General features: G+C 68.7%; 18 protein-coding genes, 1 tRNA gene and 2 pseudogenes. 12 read left to right on the top strand and 9 right to left on the bottom strand.

Annotated elements, in window-relative coordinates:
* Positions 1-111: 111 nt before the first annotated feature.
* The 3 genes from RPX00_RS13730 to RPX00_RS13720 all read left to right on the top strand — a co-directional run bounded on the left by RPX00_RS13730 (position 112) and on the right by RPX00_RS13720 (position 2872).
* Complete coding sequence (locus tag RPX00_RS13730) at positions 112-846, top strand: S1 family peptidase (protein ID WP_406639899.1); 735 nt, start codon at positions 112-114, stop codon at positions 844-846.
* A 36-nt stretch (positions 847-882) separates the two neighbouring features.
* Complete coding sequence (locus tag RPX00_RS13725) at positions 883-1218, top strand: hypothetical protein (protein WP_406639898.1); 336 nt, start codon at positions 883-885, stop codon at positions 1216-1218.
* A 475-nt stretch (positions 1219-1693) separates the two neighbouring features.
* Positions 1694-2872, top strand: coding sequence for a hypothetical protein (locus RPX00_RS13720; RefSeq protein ID WP_406639897.1), 1179 nt, complete (start codon positions 1694-1696; stop codon positions 2870-2872).
* On the opposite strand, the gene RPX00_RS13715 is transcribed toward RPX00_RS13720, so the two are convergent.
* The 3 genes from RPX00_RS13715 to RPX00_RS13705 all read right to left on the bottom strand — a co-directional run bounded on the left by RPX00_RS13715 (position 2873) and on the right by RPX00_RS13705 (position 6025).
* The gene (locus tag RPX00_RS13715; protein WP_406639896.1) at positions 2873-4885 is read right to left on the bottom strand and encodes an AAA family ATPase; all 2013 of its coding nucleotides are present in this window, start codon (positions 4883-4885) and stop codon (positions 2873-2875) included.
* 163 nt (positions 4886-5048) lie between these two features.
* Positions 5049-5492, bottom strand: a complete 444-nt coding sequence (locus tag RPX00_RS13710; protein ID WP_406639895.1) for a hypothetical protein — start codon at positions 5490-5492, stop codon at positions 5049-5051.
* Positions 5492-6025, bottom strand: a complete 534-nt coding sequence (locus tag RPX00_RS13705) for a hypothetical protein (protein WP_406639894.1) — start codon at positions 6023-6025, stop codon at positions 5492-5494. Before RPX00_RS13705 ends, RPX00_RS13710 begins: the two co-directional genes overlap by 1 nt.
* 98 nt (positions 6026-6123) lie before the next feature.
* Here RPX00_RS13705 and RPX00_RS13700 point away from each other — a divergent pair, with 98 nt between their 5' ends.
* Entirely contained in the window at positions 6124-6966 is an 843-nt protein-coding gene (locus RPX00_RS13700; protein ID WP_406639893.1) for a hypothetical protein, read from the top strand.
* A gap of 207 nt (positions 6967-7173) precedes the next feature.
* Here the strand turns inward: RPX00_RS13700 and RPX00_RS13695 are convergent.
* Positions 7174-7259: transfer RNA gene (locus RPX00_RS13695), tRNA-Leu, on the bottom strand.
* A 130-nt stretch (positions 7260-7389) separates the two neighbouring features.
* Here RPX00_RS13695 and RPX00_RS13690 point away from each other — a divergent pair.
* From RPX00_RS13690 to pknB, 7 genes and pseudogenes are all read left to right on the top strand, one after another.
* A pseudogene (locus tag RPX00_RS13690) lies at positions 7390-8609 on the top strand (DUF3662 and FHA domain-containing protein).
* Between the two features lie 102 nt (positions 8610-8711).
* Positions 8712-9173: an FHA domain-containing protein gene (locus tag RPX00_RS13685; protein WP_037718919.1), complete on the top strand. Its 462-nt coding sequence runs from the start codon at positions 8712-8714 to the stop codon at positions 9171-9173.
* The gene (locus RPX00_RS13680) at positions 9170-10546 is read left to right on the top strand and encodes a PP2C family protein-serine/threonine phosphatase (RefSeq protein WP_406639892.1); all 1377 of its coding nucleotides are present in this window, start codon (positions 9170-9172) and stop codon (positions 10544-10546) included. Before RPX00_RS13685 ends, RPX00_RS13680 begins: the two co-directional genes overlap by 4 nt.
* Complete coding sequence (locus tag RPX00_RS13675; RefSeq protein WP_406639891.1) at positions 10546-12033, top strand: FtsW/RodA/SpoVE family cell cycle protein; 1488 nt, start codon at positions 10546-10548, stop codon at positions 12031-12033. Before RPX00_RS13680 ends, RPX00_RS13675 begins: the two co-directional genes overlap by 1 nt.
* Entirely contained in the window at positions 12030-13493 is a 1464-nt protein-coding gene (locus tag RPX00_RS13670; protein ID WP_406639890.1) for a peptidoglycan D,D-transpeptidase FtsI family protein, read from the top strand. The genes RPX00_RS13675 and RPX00_RS13670 overlap by 4 nt, the downstream gene beginning before the upstream one ends.
* A 3-nt stretch (positions 13494-13496) precedes the next feature.
* Positions 13497-14725, top strand: a pseudogene (locus tag RPX00_RS13665) (serine/threonine-protein kinase).
* On the top strand, positions 14722-16692 hold the full coding sequence (gene pknB, locus RPX00_RS13660; protein WP_406642906.1) for a Stk1 family PASTA domain-containing Ser/Thr kinase: 1971 nt from the start codon (positions 14722-14724) through the stop codon (positions 16690-16692). The pseudogene RPX00_RS13665 and the gene pknB overlap by 4 nt, the downstream one beginning before the upstream one ends.
* Positions 16693-16752: 60 nt before the next feature.
* On the opposite strand, the gene RPX00_RS13655 is transcribed toward pknB, so the two are convergent.
* The 4 genes from RPX00_RS13655 to RPX00_RS13640 all read right to left on the bottom strand — a co-directional run bounded on the left by RPX00_RS13655 (position 16753) and on the right by RPX00_RS13640 (position 19279).
* Positions 16753-17079: an effector-associated constant component EACC1 gene (locus RPX00_RS13655; RefSeq protein ID WP_378308767.1), complete on the bottom strand. Its 327-nt coding sequence runs from the start codon at positions 17077-17079 to the stop codon at positions 16753-16755.
* Positions 17080-17184: 105 nt separating this feature from the next.
* Positions 17185-17829: a hypothetical protein gene (locus tag RPX00_RS13650; RefSeq protein ID WP_406639889.1), complete on the bottom strand. Its 645-nt coding sequence runs from the start codon at positions 17827-17829 to the stop codon at positions 17185-17187.
* On the bottom strand, positions 17817-18620 hold the full coding sequence (locus RPX00_RS13645) for an ABC transporter ATP-binding protein (RefSeq protein ID WP_406642904.1): 804 nt from the start codon (positions 18618-18620) through the stop codon (positions 17817-17819). The genes RPX00_RS13650 and RPX00_RS13645 overlap by 13 nt, the downstream gene beginning before the upstream one ends.
* 14 nt (positions 18621-18634) lie before the next feature.
* Positions 18635-19279 (bottom strand): aminodeoxychorismate/anthranilate synthase component II, encoded by a 645-nt coding sequence (locus tag RPX00_RS13640; RefSeq protein WP_406639888.1) that lies wholly within the window; start codon positions 19277-19279, stop codon positions 18635-18637.
* Positions 19280-19389: 110 nt separating this feature from the next.
* Between RPX00_RS13640 and RPX00_RS13635 the strand changes: the two genes are divergently transcribed.
* Positions 19390-20706 (top strand): FAD-dependent oxidoreductase, encoded by a 1317-nt coding sequence (locus RPX00_RS13635; RefSeq protein ID WP_406642902.1) that lies wholly within the window; start codon positions 19390-19392, stop codon positions 20704-20706.
* On the opposite strand, the gene RPX00_RS13630 is transcribed toward RPX00_RS13635, so the two are convergent.
* A complete protein-coding gene (locus RPX00_RS13630; protein ID WP_406639887.1) occupies positions 20703-21605 on the bottom strand; it encodes an NADP-dependent oxidoreductase in 903 nt (300 codons plus the stop codon). The genes RPX00_RS13635 and RPX00_RS13630 overlap by 4 nt on opposite strands.
* Positions 21606-21665 lie beyond the last annotated feature (60 nt).

Here is a 21665-nt window from a genome sequence, read left to right as displayed (position 1 = left end):
ATCGGTCGGTTTTCGTCGCCCATCAAGGGAATTCCGCATCGCGGACGGTGTCGTTAGCGTGGAAGGCCGAGTTCATCGGCATCCGCCGGTGGCACCGGACGAAGGGACAGAATGCGCGTCCGCGCCGCGATCTCCGCAGCAGTACTCCTGCCCATCCTCACCGCGAGCCCGGCTCTCGCCGTCGCCAACGGCTCTGACGTCCCGGCGGGCCAGTTCGGCTTCGCCGCGAAGCTCAGCATGACCGGAATCCCGCTGCCGAACGGAAGCACGTACTCGAGCTTCTGTTCGGCAGCGCTCGTCGCGCCGCAGTGGATCGTCACCACCGGCCACTGTTTCCACGACGCCAACAAGAACCGCGTGTCCGGCCCGGTCCCGTACCCGACGGCGGTGTCGCTGGGTCTGGTCGACGAGACCAAGGAAAAGGGCGTCCAGCGCAAGGTGACGGAGGTGCTGCAAGCCGGCCCGAACGACGTCGCGCTCGCCAAACTCGACAGCCCGGTCACCGAGGTCAAGCCGCTGACGGTGAACCACCTGGTGCCGGGCGTCGGACAGCAGGTCACGCTGGCCGGCTGGGGCAGCCGGACGGCGCAGAATCCGGTGCCGTCCAAGCAGTTGCAGCAGGGCACGATGAAGATCTCGGCGGTCGGCGGCACGACAGTCGGCATCCACGGCGTCTCGCCCTCGGCGTCCACCAGCGCGTGCACCTACGACACGGGCGCGCCGTACTTCACCGACGGCAAGCTGATCTCGATCGAGAACAACGGCCCGGACTGCCCGCACACCGGCGCGGAAACGACCTCGCGCATCGACGTGATCGCCGGCTGGATCGACGAGCACGCGAAGTGAGTACGGTGGAAGGGCCGCCGACCTGAGGGGAGTCGCATGCCCGAGCCGATCCTGACCGCTGTCGCCACCGCGCTGGCCACGAAGGCCGCGACCGGACTGTATGACCTGGTCAAGCGCAAGTTCTCCGGCAACAGCAAGGCAACCGCGGAACTGGAGGCGGCCACCCCCGACAACCCGGCGACGGTCGCGGCCCTCGCCGAACGCCTCGACGAGGCCGGCCGCCAGGACCCGGAATTCGGGGCCGCGCTGCGCACCGAGTTCGAGGTGCACCAGGAAGCCCGCGGCGGCGGGGTGACGAACCACGTCGGCACCGTGGCCGAAGGGGCCAAGGTCGTCCAGCTGCGTGACGTACAAGGCAATATCAGCCTCTGAGCCTTTCAGGCCGAACGGCACGGAGCGCGATCGGTAGGATCGCTCTCCGTGCCTTCGTCGTCGTTCCCCGTGCCGCGCCGATGGCGCACCGTGCCCACGGAACGAACGATGCTGGCGGTAGTCCACAACGTCACCGCGGCGACGCGGCTGCTGGACGTACTGCCGTTGTTCGCGGGAGACCCCCGGGTGCAGGTGGTGTTCACCTGCCCGGATTCGAGCGCGTTCACCCGGGGGACGGAGGAGTACCTCGCCGCCCGCGGCATCCCGCTGGAACCGTGGGCGGACGTCGTGGGCGAGGACTTCGACTGGGCATTGGCCGCCAGTTACGGCGGGGATCTGCATGAATTGCGTGCTCCGTTAACGGTTCTGCCGCACGGAATGGGGTACAATAAATTCCTGGAAACCGGAAACCGGAAACCGGAAACCGGAAACCGGAAACCGGAAACCGGTTTTCGGGTTGTCCGAGCAATGGCTGATGCATCACGGCGAGGTGATCGCCGAACATCACGTGCTGTCCCATCCCGAACAGCTCGCCCGGCTGCGCGAGTACTGTCCGGAGGCCGCTGACCACGCCGTCATCGCCGGAGATTCCTGCCTCGACCGCCTGCGAGACGCCCGGGAGCTGCGCGAATCCTACCGCCAGGCCCTGGGCGTGACCGGCGAGCAAACCCTGGTGCTGATCTCGTCCACGTGGGGCCAGCTCTCGTCCTACGGCTCCGGCCCCGACCTCCCCGCCCGCATCGCACGACAACTGCCGCTGGACGAATTCGCCGTCGTACTAGCCCTGCACCCCAATATCGGCCAAGGCCATTACCCGTGGCAGGTGAAAATGTGGCTGCGGGATTGCGAACGGGCGGGCGTAATCGTCCTCCCGGAAGAAGATCTGTGGCAACCAGCCGCAGTAGCCGCAGACGTCACCATCGGCGACCACGGCTCCGTCACCTACTACTCCGCCTGCCTAGGCACCCCAGTCCTGCTGGCCGCCACACCGCACGACGCCGTTGATCCAGACTCCCCAGTCGCCACACTGCTGCACACCGCCCCCGCGCTGACCAGCGAAAACTTAGCTGACCAGCTGCGCACCGCGACCCAGCCGCCAGACCTCGTCGCCGCGACCGCGCTCGCCACCAGCGTCCCCGGACAATCCGCTGCGCTCCTGACCGAACTCGGCTACCGCACACTCAATCTCCCGCCGCCAGCCCAGCCAGCCGGATTCACCGCGTTCCCGTTGCCGCGCGTCCAACGCCCTGAACCCGGCGCTCAATGGGTCCAGGTCCGCGGCGACGAAGTCACCCGATTCGCCGCCACCACAACCGACGCGCACCTAGTCGTCCACGTCGACGGCCCAGACCCACGCCTGCTGCGCCGCGCCGACATCGTGCTGGGCGACCGCTTCCCAGACCCCGCCCGCTGGATCGCCATCACCCTCGCCGAATTCCCCGGCTGCGAATGGGCCGCCTGCCCAGCCGGATCAGGATGGCTGGCCGGCAGCCGCGACGGTCTCGTCGTGTCCTTCACCGGCACCGACCTGCCACAAGCCGTGCCCTCACTGCTGTATACCCGCGACCGGCTAGGCCTGGATTTCCCCGAACAACTGCCCTTCACCGCGGGCGGCCGCAAGCACGAAGCCGAGCTTACTGTCCACTATGGATAGTCAGAGCCGTTCGAGCCAGATCAGCAGATCGGTTGCCTCAGCCGTAAACCCGTGCAGCCGCGCGACGTTCAGCGCATCCTCCGCGTGCGCCTTCGCCTGATCACGGAAGCCTCGCGCCAGCGCCGCCTCCGCACGCGACCGCAACGCGGCAATCCGCTCGCGATGCAAGCGCAGCCCTTCCGCCGCTGAGTCGAGTTCGGCCAGCTCAGCCGCGCCTTCCTCGTACGAACCGGCCTCGATCAGCTTCCGCCCCCGCCACAACCGGATCTTCACCAGGTTGCCCGGCTCCTCCTTCAGATCCTGCTCCGCCTGCGCCAGCAGGACAGCCGCTTCCTCCGGCGGTACGACCTTGGCCAGATGCATCCGGATCAGCCCGAGCCGACGGGAATCACCGAGCTGCTCGGCAAGCGCGAGACTCTCCCGAAAGCAGACTTCCGCCTGTTCCAGCAGCGAAACCGCGTCGTCCGGCCGCCCCTGCTGCTGCGCGATCAACCCAGGCTCGAAGAACGCGAGCCCACGAGATTCCAGCGCGGACGCGTGTTCCTCCGGCGTCGTGGCCAGCTCGGCCGCCGCGGCGTACTGCTCTTGCGCCCCAGCCCAATCCCGCCGCTGCATCCGAGCGAACCCGAGCTGAGTACGGACCTGCCCCTCGGCGAGTGGCATCGCGGCAGCCTGCGCGGCCTGAACCGCGTCCTGGCTCACCGCCGCCAGCTCAAGGGGATAGGCACCGTCCTTGTAGACCGGCCACAACGCCCTGGCCAGCCGGATGACGTCCTCATGCGCCCCGGCCAGCAACGCGACCTCCGCCGCGGCAAGCAGATTCGCCTGCTCGGCGAACAACCATTCCCAAGCATCCACCTCCGGCACCGACGCACGCACGAAGCCCGGCCAGATCTTCTCCGGCCAGCGGGTGGGCAGCGCCCGTTCCGCGATCTTGAGCCCGTGTTCGGCGTAGTACCCGACCACGATCTCTTCGAGGTCGCCAGCCAGCCCGGCGGCGTGCATGCGAGCCAGCTCGGACATCCGGTACCGGCCCTTGACGACCTCGATCAGCTTGGCCGAGACCAGTTTCTGCAACGCGTCTTCGGCGTCGAACTCGTCGAGACTGAGAACCGTCGCGACGGTTTCCAACCGAACGTCGCCGCTGCCCGGATGCGCGCCGAAGAACCGGTACACCGCCTGTTCCGGCTCGCCCATCAGGTCGTAGGCGACGTCGAACACCGCGCTGGCCAGTGCGCCTTTCGCCCGGATCCGCGCGAGCAGCCGCTGCACCGTCCCGCCCTGCCGCGCGAGGATCATGCCCGCGACGTTGAGTTCCGCGGCAGAACCAGCGCAGATCCGCAGCAGTTCTTCCCGCTGCTCCGGCTCCGCGGCGAGCTTTTCCTCGCCCACCAGTGCGGTGAGCACGCCCAGCGCGGCCTCGTCGCTCAACGGCTCCAACTCGACATCCCGCGCGTAATACCGGGCACGCAGCGCTTCCAGTCCCGACCCGACCACGAGCACATACGACCCGGGACGCGTCGGCAGCAACGCCTTCACCTCAGCCGCGCTCAACGCGTCGTCGACCAGCAGCGCGACCTTGTACTCAGCGGTCCCCGCCTGCCACATCGCCGCGCGCGCTTCGAGGCTCGCCGGCATCTCGTCCAGCCCGTATCCCAGCTTGGACAGCAGTTCGGCCAGCACGTCCGCGCCCGCTCGATGACCGACGCGGACCTCGTAAAACCGGTCAAACCGGTCCTGATGCTGATGCAGCCAGGTCTCGCACAACGTCGTCCGCCCACTGCCCGGCGCACCCCGCACGATCGCGATCGCGACCCGATCGCTTGCGGCGTCGTGGATCTCGGTGAGCAGATCAAGCTGCGGCTGATTGTTCCGGTAATGCTCCGGCGGTGCCTGGACCTGCAACGCCGGTGCGGCGGGCTGCTTCGGCCCGTGGAAATGTACGTTGCCGTACACATCCCGCGCCTGGAAGACCTTGTCCGCCTCGCCGTCGAAGTAGTTGCCGTCGCTCACCGTTTCCCCCGCCCAGCCGGTCCCGGCTCAGGCTACCGGAAACGTCACGGTCCGTGTCCAGCCCTTCACCACGATCAGCTCCGCGCAAGATTCAGCCCAGGAATTCCAGGCCGGATTGAGCAGAATTGAATTAACCGGCGAAAAATGGCAGATCTAGCACGGCTCACCGTGGCGCGAGCAGCAACATCGACCCGTCTTCCCAGTACAAACAGGCAGGCGAAGAACTCCATTGCGCAACCCCCTGCCACACCACGACCGGCTCCGGATCCCGCACCTCAACCAACGCCACCCGCGACGCCCCGCGCACCACCGCGATCTCCGCGCCACACTCCCTCAACCCGGCAGCAGCTTCAAACGCCTGCCCGCGCGCCGGCCCACTCGGAACCGCCACCGGCTTCCGCCGCCGCTTCGGAACCGTCACGAACTCCCACAGCGCGGCAACCGGCCAGGCGAGATGGGCAAGAATCTCAAGAACCGCCTCCGCGACGCACCCCAGCGACCGATCACCTCGCCGCCGCCGATCGCGCCCCACCTTGACCCGCCCGAGCATCACCACTCGCACCGGCTCGCGCCACTGCCCCTCGAAATACTGCTCGACCTGGCTCATCAATACCTGCTCAACTTGCGCGGGGAGGGAAAGAAAAGCGAATACGCGAGGATCAGATTGACCGAGTTGATCAGCGCCGCGACGACCGGAATGATCAGGTAGAGCACGATGGGTGCGGTGAAGTGCAACTGGCCCACCCCGGAGTAGCTGCCCGACGTCGTCACGGAAATGACGTACCAGAGAACGAACCCCATGGTCGCCAGCCATGCCGGAATAGCCGTCCCCAATTGGACTCCGAGCACGGTGTACTCCTTGCGATACTGGAGATGACCGGCGGACAGATAGGTACGCGACACCATCAGCCCGATCCCGGACAGCGCCAAACAGACCCCGGCGATGACCCCCAGCACGACCGTGAGCCCCGTCGTCACGTCATAGGAAGTGGGGAGACGGTAGCCGAAGACGGGCACCGCGACGACGACGAGAAGACCGATTCCGGCACTCGCGGAACCCCAGCGCATCGTGGTGGTCCGGATCGCCGTGACCAGCGCAGGGGGAAACCAGCGGCCGGGCGGCACTGCCGCGAACTCCATCGATCCCCCTCCAAGACTACTTTCCGTAGACTCCTGAGCACGCAACACAAGATCATCGGCCAGCCAAGGCGCTCCCGGGCTGAAGAAGCGGACCACGAATGACGAAACGCACACTTCTTCTGACCGCATTATTCGCGGTTCTCGTCGCTACCGCCGGGGTCGTCGCAGTAGCGGTGCGCGGCGAGAACGAGGCGGCAAAACCGTGCGATATCCCAAACGCGGTTCAGGAACACCCGGTGTCAGCGAAGCGCGCACCGAACGGTGGAGCGATCGAAGTCGCGGAAAAAGGCGTTTCTTCCTCCGGCTTGGCAAGCATGGGCGCGGTGCTGCACAACACCAGTGACCACATCGCCTACCGAACCAAAGTCGCGCTCAAAGTGATCGTCTCGGTGAACGGCCTGCCACCCGGCCCCATCCAGGGCGCGCCGATGACCATCGAGATCCCGGTCCTGCTGCCAGGTCAACGAGCAGGCATCGGCAGGACACTCATCCACGTCGGCGGCAGAGACAAGGTGCACTCGGCCGACGTAGCCGTCCAGACAACAACCTGGCTGCCGAACGGTGCCCTCGGCACGTTCGCCCCCACGACCGACACCTACGAATCCATCAGCCGATCCCACACATCGCTACCGGCCGACGCAGTGCGCTACACAGAAAAATCAACCAACTGCCGAGCCTTGACCAGCCGCCGCACAGCCGTAGTCTTCCGCGACGCAAACGGCAAAATCACCGGCGGCGACCTAGTTCCCCCAGACGGCAAAGGCAACCCGCCCAGCAGCCGTCAAGCACCCCCAGCAAGCCCATCATGCTCACCAGGAGAACGCACCATCTGGATCGTGCCGCTGCAAAACATCCCGCGATCTACCGCCGACAACCGCACCGAGCTGTCCTCCTACTGCGACCTCAACGCCCCACCCGCAGACCCGAACGACGCCCTCTAACGCAACTCTCTGCACCCACCCAGCCACCCCGAGCCACACCCAGAAAATGTGTCCCGCCCCACCCAACCCCGACTCGAACCCCACCCACACCGCCCGCCAACCGCCACCGACGGCACCGTGGGGGTCCGGGGGCTCGGCCCCCGGGCAGAAGAACGACCGACAAACGGAAAAGGCCCCCAGTCGCGCAAGCGGCTGGGGGCCTGACCATGGTGGGCGAGGAGGGAGTTGAACCCTCACGTCCTTTCGGACACACGGACCTGAACCGTGCGCGTCTGCCATTCCGCCACTCGCCCGAGTTGCTTCCTTGAGGCAGCCAGCAAAGCTTAGCAGGGCCTTCTGACGGGTTTCACCGGGGGCATGCCCAACCCTTCCAACCCCGGATAGGATCGATGCGGAAGCACACGTGTGAGGAGGTTGTCCCCGGTGGGTCGCGTTGAGCGCTTTGACAGGCGACTCGAGAACCTGGTGGGGAATACTTTCGCGCGCATGTTCGGCGGCAACGTCGTCACGCAGGAAGTGGCGGTTGCGCTCGAGAGGGAAGGCGAGGAGAACGTTCGTGAGCTGGCAGGCGGTCGGCAGCTCGCCCCGAATCACTACATCGTGTCATTGGGGGCGGCTGACCATGATCGCATGGCCGGCGATGAGCAGCGGGTCACCGGGGTTCTCGCCAAGGCTGTGGCGGAACACCTCGCCGCACAGGGCTGGGACACCTATGGTGACGTCGTCGTATCACTCGAGCGCAACGAGGCGCTGCATACTGGACAGTTCAAGACCCGTTCGTCCGTCGATCCCGACGCCCGCGGCACCGCGGGTGAAGGGCCGTCGCGGTCGGCACGACCCAGCAACGCAGGAGACCCACCAATGAGCCAGCCCCCGGCTACGGCCAATACGACCAGGGTGACCCGTACGGCCAGCAGGGCCAGTACGGCTACGGACAGCAGGGTGGCCAGCAGCCCGGGTACGACCAGGGTTATGGCGGTCAGCCGCAGCAGGGCTACGACCAGGGCTACGGCGGCCAGCCCCAGCAGGGCTACGACCAGTACGGCGGCCAGGGCCAGCAGCCCGGATACGACCAGGGCTACGGCGGGCAGCCGCAGCAGGGCTACGACCAGGGCTACGGCCAGCAGCCCGGCTATGACCAGGGCTACGGCGGCCAGGCCCCGCAGGGCGGGTACGACCAGGGCTACGGGCAGCCGCAGCAGGGCTATGACCAGGGCTATGGCGGTCAGCCCCAGCAGGGCTACGACCAGGGTTACGGCCAGCAGGGCGGGTACGACCAGTACGGCGGCCAGCCGCAGGCCGGGTACGGGCAGGACCCGTACGCGCAGCAGGGCGCCCCGGCGGCCGGACGGCAGCTTCAGGCGAGCCTGCAGCTGGACGACGGCTCCAACCGCACCTACTCGCTGAAGCAGGGCGCGAACGTGGTCGGCCGCGGCCAGGACGCCGACTTCCGGCTCCCGGACACCGGCGTGTCCCGGCGGCACCTGGAGATCACCTGGGACGGCCAGAGCGCGACGCTCGCCGACATCGGTTCGACCAACGGGTCCACGGTCAACGGCACTCCGGTGCAGACGTGGCAGCTGGCCGACGGCGACGTGATCCGGGTCGGCCATTCGTCTCTGGTGTTCCGAACCCAGGGCTGATCGCAGACCGTCCACGGGGTTCCCGCAGAATTGTCGTGCGGGGGGAACCGCGGCGCGCGTGGCGTCGCGGCTTGCAGGCACAGGCGGGAGCGGACACAACAAGTGCCAGAGCTGGTCGTTCAACTCACCAGAGTGGGTTTTCTCGTGCTGCTCTGGCTCTTTGTGTTCGCTGCTTTGCGGGTGGTCCGCTCGGACCTCTACGCCGCGTCGGGCCTTCGGGTCCAGGTGCCGTCCTTCCGCCGCAACAAGGAGAAGAAGCCGCGGGGCAGCAAGGCCCCGCAGCAACTGCTCGTCACACACGGAGCCCTCGCGGGCACCCGCATCGCGCTCGACGGGCGGCCGATCCTCATCGGCCGGGCCGACGACTCGACGCTGGTGCTCGACGACGACTACGCATCGACCCGGCACGCCCGGATCGCGCTGCGCGGGGAGGACTGGTACGTGGAAGATCTGGGCTCGACGAACGGGACCTACCTCGACCGGGCTAAGGTCACTGCACCCCTCCGGGTCCCGCTCGGAGTCCCCATCCGGATCGGCAAGACGGTGATCGAGCTTCGCCCATGACTCTCGTCCTCCGCTACGCGGCCCGCAGCGACCGGGGCCTGGTGCGTTCCAACAACCAGGACTCCGTCTACGCCGGCCCGCGTCTTCTCGCGCTCGCCGACGGCATGGGCGGGCACGCAGCAGGTGAGGTGGCCAGCAAGGTCGTCATCGCCTCGCTCGCCCCGCTCGACGACGACGAACCCGGCGACGACCTGCTCGCCCAGCTTCGCGAAGCCGTCCAGAACGGCAACGCGGCCATCGCCGAACTGGTGTCACAGGACCCCGATCTGGACGGCATGGGCACCACGCTCACCGCCGTCCTGTTCGCCGGAACCCGCTTGGGCCTGGTGCACGTCGGCGACTCGCGTGCGTACTTGATGCGCGGTGGCCAGTTCGCCCAGATCACCCGGGACGACAGCTTCGTCAACGAACTGCTCGAACAGGGCCGCATCACGCCGGAAGAGGCGGCGGTGCACCCGCAGCGGTCGCTGCTGCTGAAGGCGCTCACCGGGCACGAGGTCGAACCGAGCCTCACCGTGCGCGAGGCGCGTCCCGGTGACCGGTACCTGATTTGCTCGGACGGGCTGTCCGGCATGGTCAGCGACGAAACGCTCGCCGAGGCCGTGCAGATCCCGGATCCGCAGGACTGCGCGGACCGGATGATCGAGCTGGCGCTCAAGGGCGGCGGCACGGACAACGTGACCGTGATCATCGCGGACGTGGTCGACGTCGATTTCGGCGACGACGCCCCGATCGTGGGCGGAGCCGCGGGCGACGGCAGCGACGAGATGCATCAGGGCGATTCCCCCGCGGCCAGAGCGCGCGCGCTGACTCAGCCGCCGCCTCCGCCGAGGCAGGAACCGCAAGCCCCGCAAGAGGACCCGAAGGCGAAGCGGCGGAAACGGTTTCGCTGGCTCGTCGGAGCGGTCGTGGTGCTGATAGTGCTGGGCGCCGCCGCGATCGCGACTCGATACTTCGTGCTCAGCCAGTACTACGTCGGAGAGGGACCCGATCAGGAGGTCGTGATCTACCGCGGCGTCCCGGGCAGCATCCTCGGCATCGACCTGCACGCGCTCGAACAGGGCTCCTGCCCGCCGGGCCAGCTGTGCACCGACAAGCTCCGCGTCACCGCGCTGCAGGAGGACGCGCGGATCGCCGTGCAGAACGGCGTGAAGCGCGAAAGCCTCGACGACGCGCGCAAGTACATCGACGATTTCCTGCGGCTCAAGAAGAAGCTGTCGGACTGCAAGCCGCCGGGCTCCTCCGGCGCCCCGCTGCCGGGTACTCCCAGCTCGAGCGCGCAGCCTCCCGGCGGCACGCCTTCGTCGGCGAACCAGCCTGCGGGGAGGGACTGCTCGACGGCGGGTACGCCGCCGACAGGGGGCGGTAACTGATGGGCCAGCCACTGGCCGACCCGACGTCCGCCCAGTTCGCCACGAATCCGCCGCGAGACCTCCCGAAACGCCGGGGCACGGAACTCGCGTTGCTGGCGTTCGCGGCGGGCATCGTCACCCTGGCGCTGGTCATCGTCGAAGCCAACCAGGAGCAGGAGCTGACGCTCTCGATCCTGTGGGTGGGACTGGCCTACCTCGGCGTGCTCGCCACGACGCACCTCGCCGTGCGCCGCTGGGCCCCGTACGCCGACCCGGTGCTGCTGCCGTGTGTCGCGCTGCTCAACGGGATCGGGCTGGTGATGATCCACCGGCTCGACCTGGCGAAGGCCGAATCGGCGTTGCAGCGCGGCAAGGAGTACTCGCCGGAGATCACCAAACAGCTGCTCTTCACCGCCGTTTCGCTGGTGCTGTTCGTGATCGTGCTGGTGGTGGTCAACGACCACCGCACGCTGACCCGCTACAGCTACATCGCCGGGCTGGTCGGGCTCGGCGCGCTCGCGCTGCCCGCGGTGCTGCCCGCCAGCCTGTCCGAGGCAGGCGGCGCGAAGGTGTGGCTGAAGCTGCCGTTCGTCTCGATCCAGCCGGGCGAGTTCGCGAAGCTGCTGCTGATGATCTTCTTCGCGTCGTTCCTGGTGTCCAAACGCGATTTGTTCATGGTGGCGGGCAAGAAGTTCCTCGGCGTCGAGCTGCCGCGCGCCCGCGACCTCGGCCCGATCCTGATCGCCGCCGCCGTCGCGATCGGCGTGCTCGTGTTCGAGAAGGACCTCGGCACGTCGCTGCTGTATTTCAGCATCATCCTGGTGATGCTCTACGTCGCGACCGAGCGCGCGATCTGGGTCGTCGTCGGGCTGACGTTCTTCGTCGGCGGCTGCCTCATCGCCTACAACCTGTTCGGCCACGTCCAGCAGCGGGTGGAGAACTGGCTCAACCCCACCGGCCCGCGCTACGACGTGCTCGGCGGCAGCTACCAGCTCGCGCAGGGCCTGTTCGGGCTCGGCACCGGCGGCGTCGGCGGCACCGGGCTCGGCGCGGGCCGCCCGGACATCCCGCCCGCCGCGAGCACCGACTTCATCACCGCCGCGATCGGCGAGGAACTCGGCTTCATCGGGCTGGCCGCGGTGCTGATGCTGTACGTGCTGCTCGCGATGCGCGGCATGCGCAGCGCGCTGGCCGTGCGCGACACGTTCGGCAAACTGCTCGGCGGCGGACTCGCCTTCACCATCGTGATCCAGATCTTCGTGGTCGTCGGCGGCGTCACCGCGCTCATCCCGGAAACCGGCGTCACCGCGCCATTCCTGTCCTACGGCGGATCCTCGCTGCTGGCGAACTACATCCTGGTCGCCCTGATGCTGCGCATTTCGGACGCGGCGCGCAGGCCGGCCTCCCGGCCGAAGCCGCAGCAGCCGCAGGCTCCGATCGCCGAAGCGCACACCGTGATGGTGCGGCGCCCGCCAGCCGAAGGCGACCCGAACGGGAGGACCGCGTGAACGCGCCCCTGCGCAAGGTCGGCATGGCGATGCTCGCGATGATCGTGCTGCTGCTGGCCAACGACACCTACGTCCAGGTCATCAAGGCCGACACGTACCGCACCGACCCGCGCAACCAGCGGGTGCTCTACGACGAGTACTCCCGCCAGCGCGGCCAGATCGTCACGCCGGACGGCACCGTGCTCGCCGGCGTGAAGCCCTCGACCGACAAGTTCAAGTTCTTCCGCACCTACGCCGACGGCCCGATGTACGCCCCGGTCACCGGGTACTACTCGATCAACTACGGCGCGGGCGGGCTGGAGCGCACCGAGGACGACGTGCTGAACGGGTCGGACCCGCGGCTGTTCGTGCGCAGGCTGTCGGACATGGTCACCGGCCGCGATCCGCGCGGCGGCAACGTGAAGCTCACCATCGACCCGAAGGTGCAGAAGGCCGCCTACGACCTGATGACGAAGCGCGGCTACACCGGCGCGGTGGTCGCGATGGAGCCGAAGACCGGCCGCATCCTGGCGATGGTGTCGACCCCGTCGTACGACCCGAACCAGCTGGCCACGCACGGCACCGACCAGAACAAGGCCTGGGACGCCTACTCCAAGGACAAGAACAACCCGATGCTGAACCGGGCGATCTCGGAGAACTACCCGCCGGGGTCGACGTTCAAGATCGTCACCGCCACCGCGGCGCTGGAGAGCGGGATCGGCCCGGACACCCAGATCAGCACCGCGCCGAACGTGCAGCTGCCGGGCACGAACACGACGCTGGAGAACTACGGCGGCGAAACCTGCCCCGGCAACACGTTCAAGGACGCGCTCGCGCATTCGTGCAACGTCCCGTTCGCGACGTTCGCGGGCCAGCTCGGCGCGGACAAGATGAAGGCGGCCGCGGCCAACTTCGGCATCGGGCAGAACGACCTGACCGTGCCGATGCGGGTCGTCGGCTCGACCGTCGGCCCGCTCGACTCGCCGGGCGCGCTCTACCAAAGCGGCATCGGCCAGCGCGACGTCCGGCTCACCCCGCTGCAGGACTGCCTGCTCTCGGCGACCGTCGCGAACAACGGCTACGCGATGAAGCCGCAGCTGATCCAGTCGATCCTGGCCCCGGACCTGTCGACGGTCGAGAACGTCGATCCGGAGCAGCTCACCGGAAAGCCCGCGCTGTCGCCGGAAAACGACAAGATCCTCACCGACATGATGATCGCGTCGGAGTCGTTCACCAAGGGCGGCGGCAAGGACCCGGCGCTGAAGATCGCGTCGAAGACCGGTACCGCCGAGCACGGCACCGACTCGAAGAACACCGCTCCGCACGCGTGGTACACCGCGTTCGCGCCGTCGGACAACCCGCAGATCGCCGTGTCGGTCATCGTCGAGAACGGCGGCAACCGCGGTCTCGCCGCGACCGGTGGCTCGGTGGCCGCCGAGATCGGCCGTGCCGCCATCGCCGCCCGGCTCGGGGGTGGATAGCCGATGCTGTCCTCGGGTCAGCTGCTGGCCGAGCGCTACAAGCTGACGAACCGGATCGCCGTCGGCGGGATGGGCGAGGTCTGGCAGGCGAGCGACACCCGGCTCGACCGGGTCGTCGCGGTGAAGGTGCTGAAGGCCGAACTGTCCGGCGACGCCGAATTCCTGCACCGCTTCCGCACCGAGGCGCGGATGACCGCCTCGCTCAACCACGCCGGAATCGCCGCGGTGCACGACTACGGCGAGACGGTCAACGAGGACCTGTCCATCGCGTACCTGGTGATGGAGTACGTGGAGGGCGATCCGCTCGCCGGCATCCTCGCCAAGCACGGGCGGCTCACCGCGGACTACACGCTCGATCTGCTCGAGCAGGCGGGCACCGCGCTGCAGGCCGCGCACGAGCAGGGCCTGGTGCACCGCGACGTGAAGCCGGGCAACATCCTGGTCACCCCCGCGGGCAAGGTGAAGATCACCGACTTCGGCGTGGCCAAGGCGGCTGACGCGGCCCCGGTCACCCGCTCCGGCATGGTCATGGGCACGGCGCACTACATCGCGCCGGAGCAGGCGCTCGGCCAGGACGCGGAGCCGGCCAGCGACGTGTATTCGCTCGCGGTGTGCGGGTACGAATGCCTCGCCGGGCACCGGCCGTTCCTGTCCGAGAACGCGGTGACGGTCGCGATGATGCACATCCGCGACGTCCCGCCACCGCTCCCGCCGGACGTCCCGCCGGGCGCCCGGGCGGTGATCGAGGCGACGCTCGTGAAGGATCCCCGGCAGCGGTACGCCAGCGGCGGCGAGTTCGCCGGCGCGGTGGCCGCGATCCGGGCCGGCCGCCCCTTGCCCACCCCGCTCGGCCTGGTCAACGCCGCGTACGCGGCGGGCCAGGCGCCTCCGGTTCCGCCCGCAGTGCCGCAGGCGGCCGCCGGAGCGCCGATCGGGCCCAGCTCCAACCCGGCGTTCCGGCCGCTGCCGGGCCCGCCGGGTCCCCGGTACCGCCGCCGAGGCGGAATCAGTGGGGCTGGTGGGTGCTGCTCGCGGTGGTCGTCGTCGTGGTCCTGGTGGCCGTGGCGTTCCTGATCGCGAGAGTGGTGTCGGCCGGCAACGGCGGGCCGCCGCGAAGCGTGGACAACGGGAGCGGACCGACCTCAGCCACCCCGGCCGGCACGAGCGAGGCCCAGGGCCTGCAAGGCATGATGACCACACCTTGGACGGAATGGAACGGCACGAAGCGATGACGACACCCAGACTGCTCTCCAATCGGTACGAGCTGGGCGACACGCTCGGGTACGGCGGCATGTCCGAGGTCCACCATGGGCATGACGTGCGGCTGGGCCGGGAAGTCGCGATCAAGGTCCTGCGCGCGGACCTCGCCCGCGATCCGCAGTTCCAGGAGCGGTTCCGGCGCGAGGCGCAGAACGCCGCCGCGCTGAACCATCCCGCGATCGTCGCCGTGTACGACACCGGCGAGGCGAACACCGACGTCGGGCCGCTGCCGTACATCGTCATGGAGTACGTCGAAGGCCGGACGCTGCGCGACATCGTCAAGACCGAGGGCCCGCTGTCGCAGAAGCGCGCGATGGAGGTCATGGCCGACGTCTGCGCCGCGCTCGACTTCTCGCACCGGCACGGCATCGTGCACCGCGACGTGAAGCCGGCGAACGTGATGATCACGAAGAACGGCGCCGTCAAGGTGATGGACTTCGGCATCGCGCGCGCCATGCACGACGGCCAGTCGGCGATGACGCAGACCGCGGCCGTCATCGGCACCGCCCAGTACCTCTCGCCGGAGCAGGCGCGCGGCGAGTCGGTGGACGCCCGGTCGGACGTCTACGCGGCGGGCTGCGTGCTGTACGAGCTGGTCACCGGCGAGCCGCCGTTCACCGGCGATTCCCCGGTGGCGGTGGCGTATCAGCACGTGCGGGAGGACCCGAACCCGCCGTCGTCGGTGAACCCGGCGGTGTCGCCGGAGCTGGACGCGGTCGTGCTGAAGGCGCTGGCCAAGGGCCCGGCGAACCGCTACCAGTCGGCCGCCGAGATGCGCTCGGACCTGGTCCGGACGCTGTCCGGGCAGCGGCCGTCGGCTCCGATGGTGATGTCGGACGACGAGCGCACCCAGGTGATGAACGCCGACCGCCGACCGCAGGTCTACGACGACTACGCCGACGAGCCGGAGGAGGACCCGCGGGCCAAGCGCCGCCGCCGGATCATCTTCTCGCTGATCGCCGTGCTGCTCGTGGCCGGCGTCGCGCTGCTGATCGTGTGGCTGTCCGGCTCGTTCCGCGACACCAACAAGGAAGCGCAGATCCCGCCGGTGGTCAACCAGCCGGTGCTGCAGGCGAAGGCGTCGCTGCAGCAAGCAGGCTTCTCGTCGTTCGCGCCGAACAAGACGCTGGTGTGCGGGCCGGAGGCGAACAACCCCGGCGGCCAGACGTGCAGCGAGGACCAGATCGACAAGGTCATCGCGATCGACCCGCAGGTCGGCGCGACGGTGTCGACGACGTCCACGATCACCCTCACCGTCGGCGTGAAGCCGGGCAACACCACGGTGCCGGACCTGCACGGCAAGTCGCCGGACGACGCGAAGTCGGCACTCGAGCAGGCCAAGCTGAAGCTCGGCAACACGACCTCGAAGACCGTCGACGACCAGAACGACGTCGGCAAGATCGTGTCGCAGACCCCGACCGCGAACTCCACGGCCGCCGAGGGCACGGCGGTGGACATCGTCGTCGGGTCCGGCGTCGCGCAGAAGAAGGTGCCGAACACGGTCGGCCAGGACTACGCGACGGCGAAGCAGACGCTGGAGAACGCCGGTTTCCAGGTCCAGCGCTCCGACCAGGCCTCGGACAAGCCAAAGGACCAGGTCATCGACCAGCAGCCCAACGGCGGCAACCTGCCGCCGAACAGCACAGTGAAGCTGACCGTGTCGTCCGGGCCGCAGCAGATCCAGATGCCGGACCTGACCGGGATGACCGAGGAGCAGGCGACCCAGCAGCTGCAGAGCCTTGGCTGGTCGGGCAGCCTGCAGACGCAGACGACCCCGTTCGGCAGCGGCAAGCCGAACACCGTGGTGAAGCAGAGCCCGCAGCCGGGCAGCAAGATCAGCCCGACCCAGTCGGTCACGCTGACGATGAAGGCGGACGACGGCAGCGGCGGTTCGCCGACGTCGAGTTCCGGCGGCGGGATCTTCCCGCCCCACGGCTGATCAGCTCGTAAGGAGGGCCCGCACGGTGCGCACCGTGCGGGCCCTTTTCGCGCCGGCCGATCAGTCTTGGTCGAGAAAGCTCCGCACGCTGGCGAGCACTTCGTCCACGTCGTGGCCGCCGCAGTCGACGTCCAGCTCCTCGACGGCCCCGGAGCGTTTCACGGTGAGCGACACCTGCCGTCCGTCGCGTTGCCCGCGCAGCCAGCCGAAGAGGGACCGGCAGAAGGTGCCCGCCGACCGGCTGCTCACCATCACGACGACGCCGCTGCCCGGCCCGGCGAGCCGGACCCGCCCGGCGAGTTCGTCCTCGGCGCCGAGCCAGGAAACCAGGTGCTGCAACTCGTCCGTGGAGCCGTCCACGGTGATCGCGGCGATCCCTGCCGTCACGAATGCTCCCCTCCCGGGCCCAACAGACGGCGCGAGGGTAACCGACTCGCTACCGGAGTCGGAACCCCCAATTCGGCATTTGCCGAATGCAATTTGCATAAAGATTCAAGATCGGCGCGCCGAGACCGTCCCGACCACCGTCATGCTGACTGCCAGCAGCACCACCGACGTGCCGATCGCCAAGCCGAGCGGGCCGCCGTACGGGGTGCCGCTCATCAGGGCTTCCAGCAGCGGATGCACCAGCGGAACCCACTTGCCGAGCAGTACCGCGCCCAGGACCAGGACCGCGGCGAGCACCGTCCAGCCGATGCGGGGCACCAGCAGCCGGGAACACGGCAGGCCGATCGCGATGCCGACCAGCGCGCACGCGAGGTGCGTCGCCAATCCGGTGCTGACCGTCTGCCAATGCAGCTGGTTCCGGTGCGTTGCGGCCCACGCGACGGTCGCCAGCGTGCACACCAGGGTGCACCCGAAAACCGCCAGCACCGCGCCGCTGATGGTCTTGCGGTTGCCGCCGGCGTGGTTGAGCGTGATCAGGCGCTGCACCGGGTCTTCGATGTCCAGCACGGCGATCGTGAGCCAGCAGCCAAGCACGAGAACGCCCGCGCCGCTCACGCCGTACAGCGGCAGCACCGGCGAACTCGGGTCTGCGTAAAGGATCGAGCACAACGCGAGGTACGCGAGCCCGGCGGGCAGATACCGCTGCGAATGTCCAAGCAGCGCCAGGTAATAGCGGCTTACGGCGAGCACGGGGCCACCTCCCGCACTGACCAGCCGCCGGACAACGCGCGCAGCAGCACGGCGTCGGCGTGCTCGGCGTCGACCGTCAGAACCACGCCGCCAGCCTGGTCGGCGACCGCATGCACGCCTGGTTCGGCAGACCAGTTGTCGACGCTGGACGACACCGGCAGCAGCGTGATCCGCTTGCGCTCAGGATGCGTTTCCAGCGGCGCGACGCGACCGGATTCGAGCCGGTAGACGTCGTCGGCGTGCTCGCGTACGACGTCCGGCCGGTGATCGGTGAACACGACGCTCGCGCCTCGCGCGCGGGTTTCCGCGACCAGTTCGCCGAGCACCGCGTGCGTGCCGACGTCGAGGCCGGACCAGGGTTCGTCGAGGATCAGCAAGTCCGGCCGCGCCAGCACGGCCTGGGCGAGGCCGACCTTCTGCGCGTTGCCCTTCGACAGCGTGCGCAGCTGCGCGTCCGGGCTGCCGACCAGCGCGAGCCGGTTCAGCAGCGGGTCGATCCCGGACAGGTCAGCCAGCCCGCGGATCCGCGCGAGATGCCGCAGATAGGCCCGCGCGCTCAGCCGCTGGCCGCCGGGGAACCGGTCCGGCAGATAGCCGATCGCCGGGGTCCCGGTGACCTCGCCGTACGACGCTCGCGACACCCCGGCGAGGATCCGCAGCAGCGTGGACTTGCCCGAACCGTTCGTGCCGAGAATGCCGACGACGCGTCCGGCGGGCACCTCGAAATCGATGTGCGTCAGGACCGGTTCGCCGCCGCCGTAGCGTTTTCCGACTCCGCTGAGCCGGATCAGCGGGGTCGGCGCGGTCACGCAGCCGCGGCCTTCTGCAAGGCGCGGGTGGCCCGCTCCAGGTCGTCGACGACGGACGGCTTGACCGGGTGGCCCGCCGAGGCCATCCAGTTCGCCAGCATCCGGTGGCCGCATTCGGTGAGCACGGATTCGGGGTGGAACTGCACGCCTTCCAGCGGCAGTTCGCGATGCCGCATGCCCATCACGATGCCGCTTTCGGTGGTGCCGGTGACCTCGAAAATCGCCGGATCGATGGTGTCCGGCAGCACGGTGAGCGAGTGGTAGCGAGTGGCGGTGAACTCCTCGGGCAGCCCGGCGAGGATGCCGACGCCGGTGTGCCGCACCCGGCTGGTCTTGCCGTGCAGCAGCTCGTCCGCCCGGTCGACGGTCGCCCCGAAGTGCACGCCGAGCGCCTGGTGCCCGAGGCACACGCCCAGCATCGGCGTGCGCGTCTCGGCGCACTTGGCGATCACGTCAATGCTCTGACCTGCACGTTCCGGCGTTCCCGGGCCGGGAGAGACGAGCACCGCGTCGAATTCCGGCACGCGTTCCAGGTCGACGACGTCGTTGCGCCACACCGTGCAGTCGGCGCCGAGCTGCGCCAGGTACTGGACGAGGTTGTAGACGAAGCTGTCGTAGTTGTCGACGACGAGAACGCGCATGCCGCCAGCTTAGCGGCTCCCACCTGGTGGACCGTACGCCAGATCACAGTGAAAGTTAGGATCACCTAACTTACCGTGGACCGGTGAGCCGAATCCTTCGTGTCGCCGTGGTGGGCGCCGGTCCCGCCGGCATCTACGCCGCTGACCTGCTGGACAAGTCCGACGCGGATGTGGAGATCGACCTGTTCGAGCGCATGCCCGCGCCGTTCGGGCTGATCCGCTACGGCGTCGCGCCCGACCACCCGCGCATCAAGGGCATCGTCAACGCCCTGCACAAGGTGCTCGACCGGCCGAACATCCGGCTGCTCGGCAACGTCGACTACGGCACCGACCTCAAGCTCGACGACCTGCGCGAGTTCTACGACGCGGTCATCTTCGCGACCGGCGCGATGGCCGACCGCGCGCTCGACCTCCCCGGCATCGACCTCGACGGCAGCCACGGCGCCGCCGACTTCGTGTCCTGGTACGACGGCCACCCGGACGTCCCGCGCACCTGGCCGCTCAACGCGTCGTCGGTCGCGGTGCTCGGCGTCGGCAACGTCGCGCTGGACGTGGCGCGCATGCTCGCCAAGACCGCCGACGAACTGCTGCCGACCGACATCCCGGCGAACGTCTACGAAGGCCTCAAGGCCAGCCCGGTCACCGACGTGCACGTGTTCGGCCGCCGCGGTCCGGCGCAGGCGAAGTTCTCGCCGCTGGAGCTGCGCGAACTGGACCATTCGCCGAACGTCGAGGTCATCGTGCACCCCGAGGACATGGAGTTCGACGAGGCGAGCGTCGCCGAACTGCGCTCCTCCAAGCAGACCGACATGGTCGTGAAGACGCTGCAGGAATGGGCGATCCGCGACGAGGGCACCCGGCCGCGCCGGCTGCACCTGCACTTCTTCCACTCACCGGTCGAGGTGCTCGGCGAGGACGGCAAGGTGGTCGGCCTGCGCACCGAACGCACCGAGTACCGCGACGGCAAGGTCGTCGGCACCGGCGAGTTCCACGACTGGGACGTCCAGGCGGTCTACCGCGCGGTCGGGTACCTGTCGTCGCATCTGCCGGAGATCCCGTTCGACCACACCGCGGGCGTGATCCCGAACCAGGGCGGCCGCGTGCTGGACCTGGACGAGAACCAGGTCCCCGGCGTGTACGTGACCGGCTGGATCAAGCGCGGTCCGGTCGGCCTGATCGGGCACACGAAGGGCGACGCCGCCGAGACGGTCGCGAACCTGCTCGCGGACGCGGACACGCTCGCCGCGCCGAGGCATTCGTCGCCGGACGCGATCCTGGACTTCCTTGCCTCGCGCGGGATCGCGTTCACCACCTGGGAAGGGTGGGGCAAGCTCGACGCGCACGAGAAGTCGCTCGGCGAGCCCGAGGGGCGCGAGCGGGTGAAGGTCGTGGAGCGGGACGAGATGGTACGGGTCTCGCGCGCCTAGTTCACGTAGACGATCTTCCCGCGGGCGTGCCTGCCTTCGCTCAGTTCGTGCGCGGCTGCGGCCTCGCTCAGCGGGAAGGTCGCCGCGACGGGGATCTGCAGTTTTCCCTGGTCAGCGAGCTTCACGGCGGCTGCGAGGCCGTGTACCGCCAGCGGGTCAGCGCCGGGAATCGCGGCGACGTGCGAGAAGTGCACGCCATGCTGTGCTGCGGCGGCGTCGGTGATCGTCACGACCCGGGCGGGGTCGCCAGCGAGCTGGATCAGGTCTGGCAGCGCTCCCCCGGCGCAGTCGAAAACCGCGTCGACCTGGCGGACCCGGTCGACGAGGCCCGGTCCGTAAGTCGTCGGCTCGGCACCGAGAGAACGCAGGAAATCGTGGTTGTGCGGGCTCGCGGTGCCGATAACCGTGTTGCCGCGGGCTACCGCCAGCTGGACCGCGACTGTGCCGACCCCGCCCGCCGCGCCGTGCACCAGGATCGTGTCGCCGGTGAGCTGGTCCAACACCCGCGTGGCGCTTTCGATCGCGCCCGCGGCACCGCCCGCCTCGGCCCAGCTCCACGCGTCCGGTTTGGGTGCCCAATGAACGAGAACGGCGTACTCCGCGTTGGCTCCACGGCGATTCGCGGCGGTCATGCCGAAGACCGGCGCGCCGATCTCGATCCCGTCGACCCCTTCGCCGACCTCGTCCACCACTCCGGCGGCGTCGTATCCGGTCCGGAATGGGAATGTCACCGGCAGCATTTCTTTGCGTGCCCCGGAGCGGATACTGGTTTCCCCGGTGGAAAAGCCGGACGCTCGCACGGAAATGCGAATCTCACCCGGTCCGGCGTGCGGTTCGGCGACATCGGCGACGTGCACGACGCTGGGCGGGCCATACTGGGAAAACTGGACGGCTTTCATGCGTCCGACGGTATTCCGGCAGGCCCTCGGTTCGGCCGGAAGTGAGAGGGGTGACGGCCG

The sequence above is a fragment of the Amycolatopsis sp. WGS_07 genome (genome assembly GCF_045278895.1).
GTDB lineage: Bacteria > Actinomycetota > Actinomycetes > Mycobacteriales > Pseudonocardiaceae > Amycolatopsis.
The sequence above is the reverse complement of the archived record's forward strand: the minus strand, read 5'-3'. Positions and strand labels throughout refer to the sequence as shown.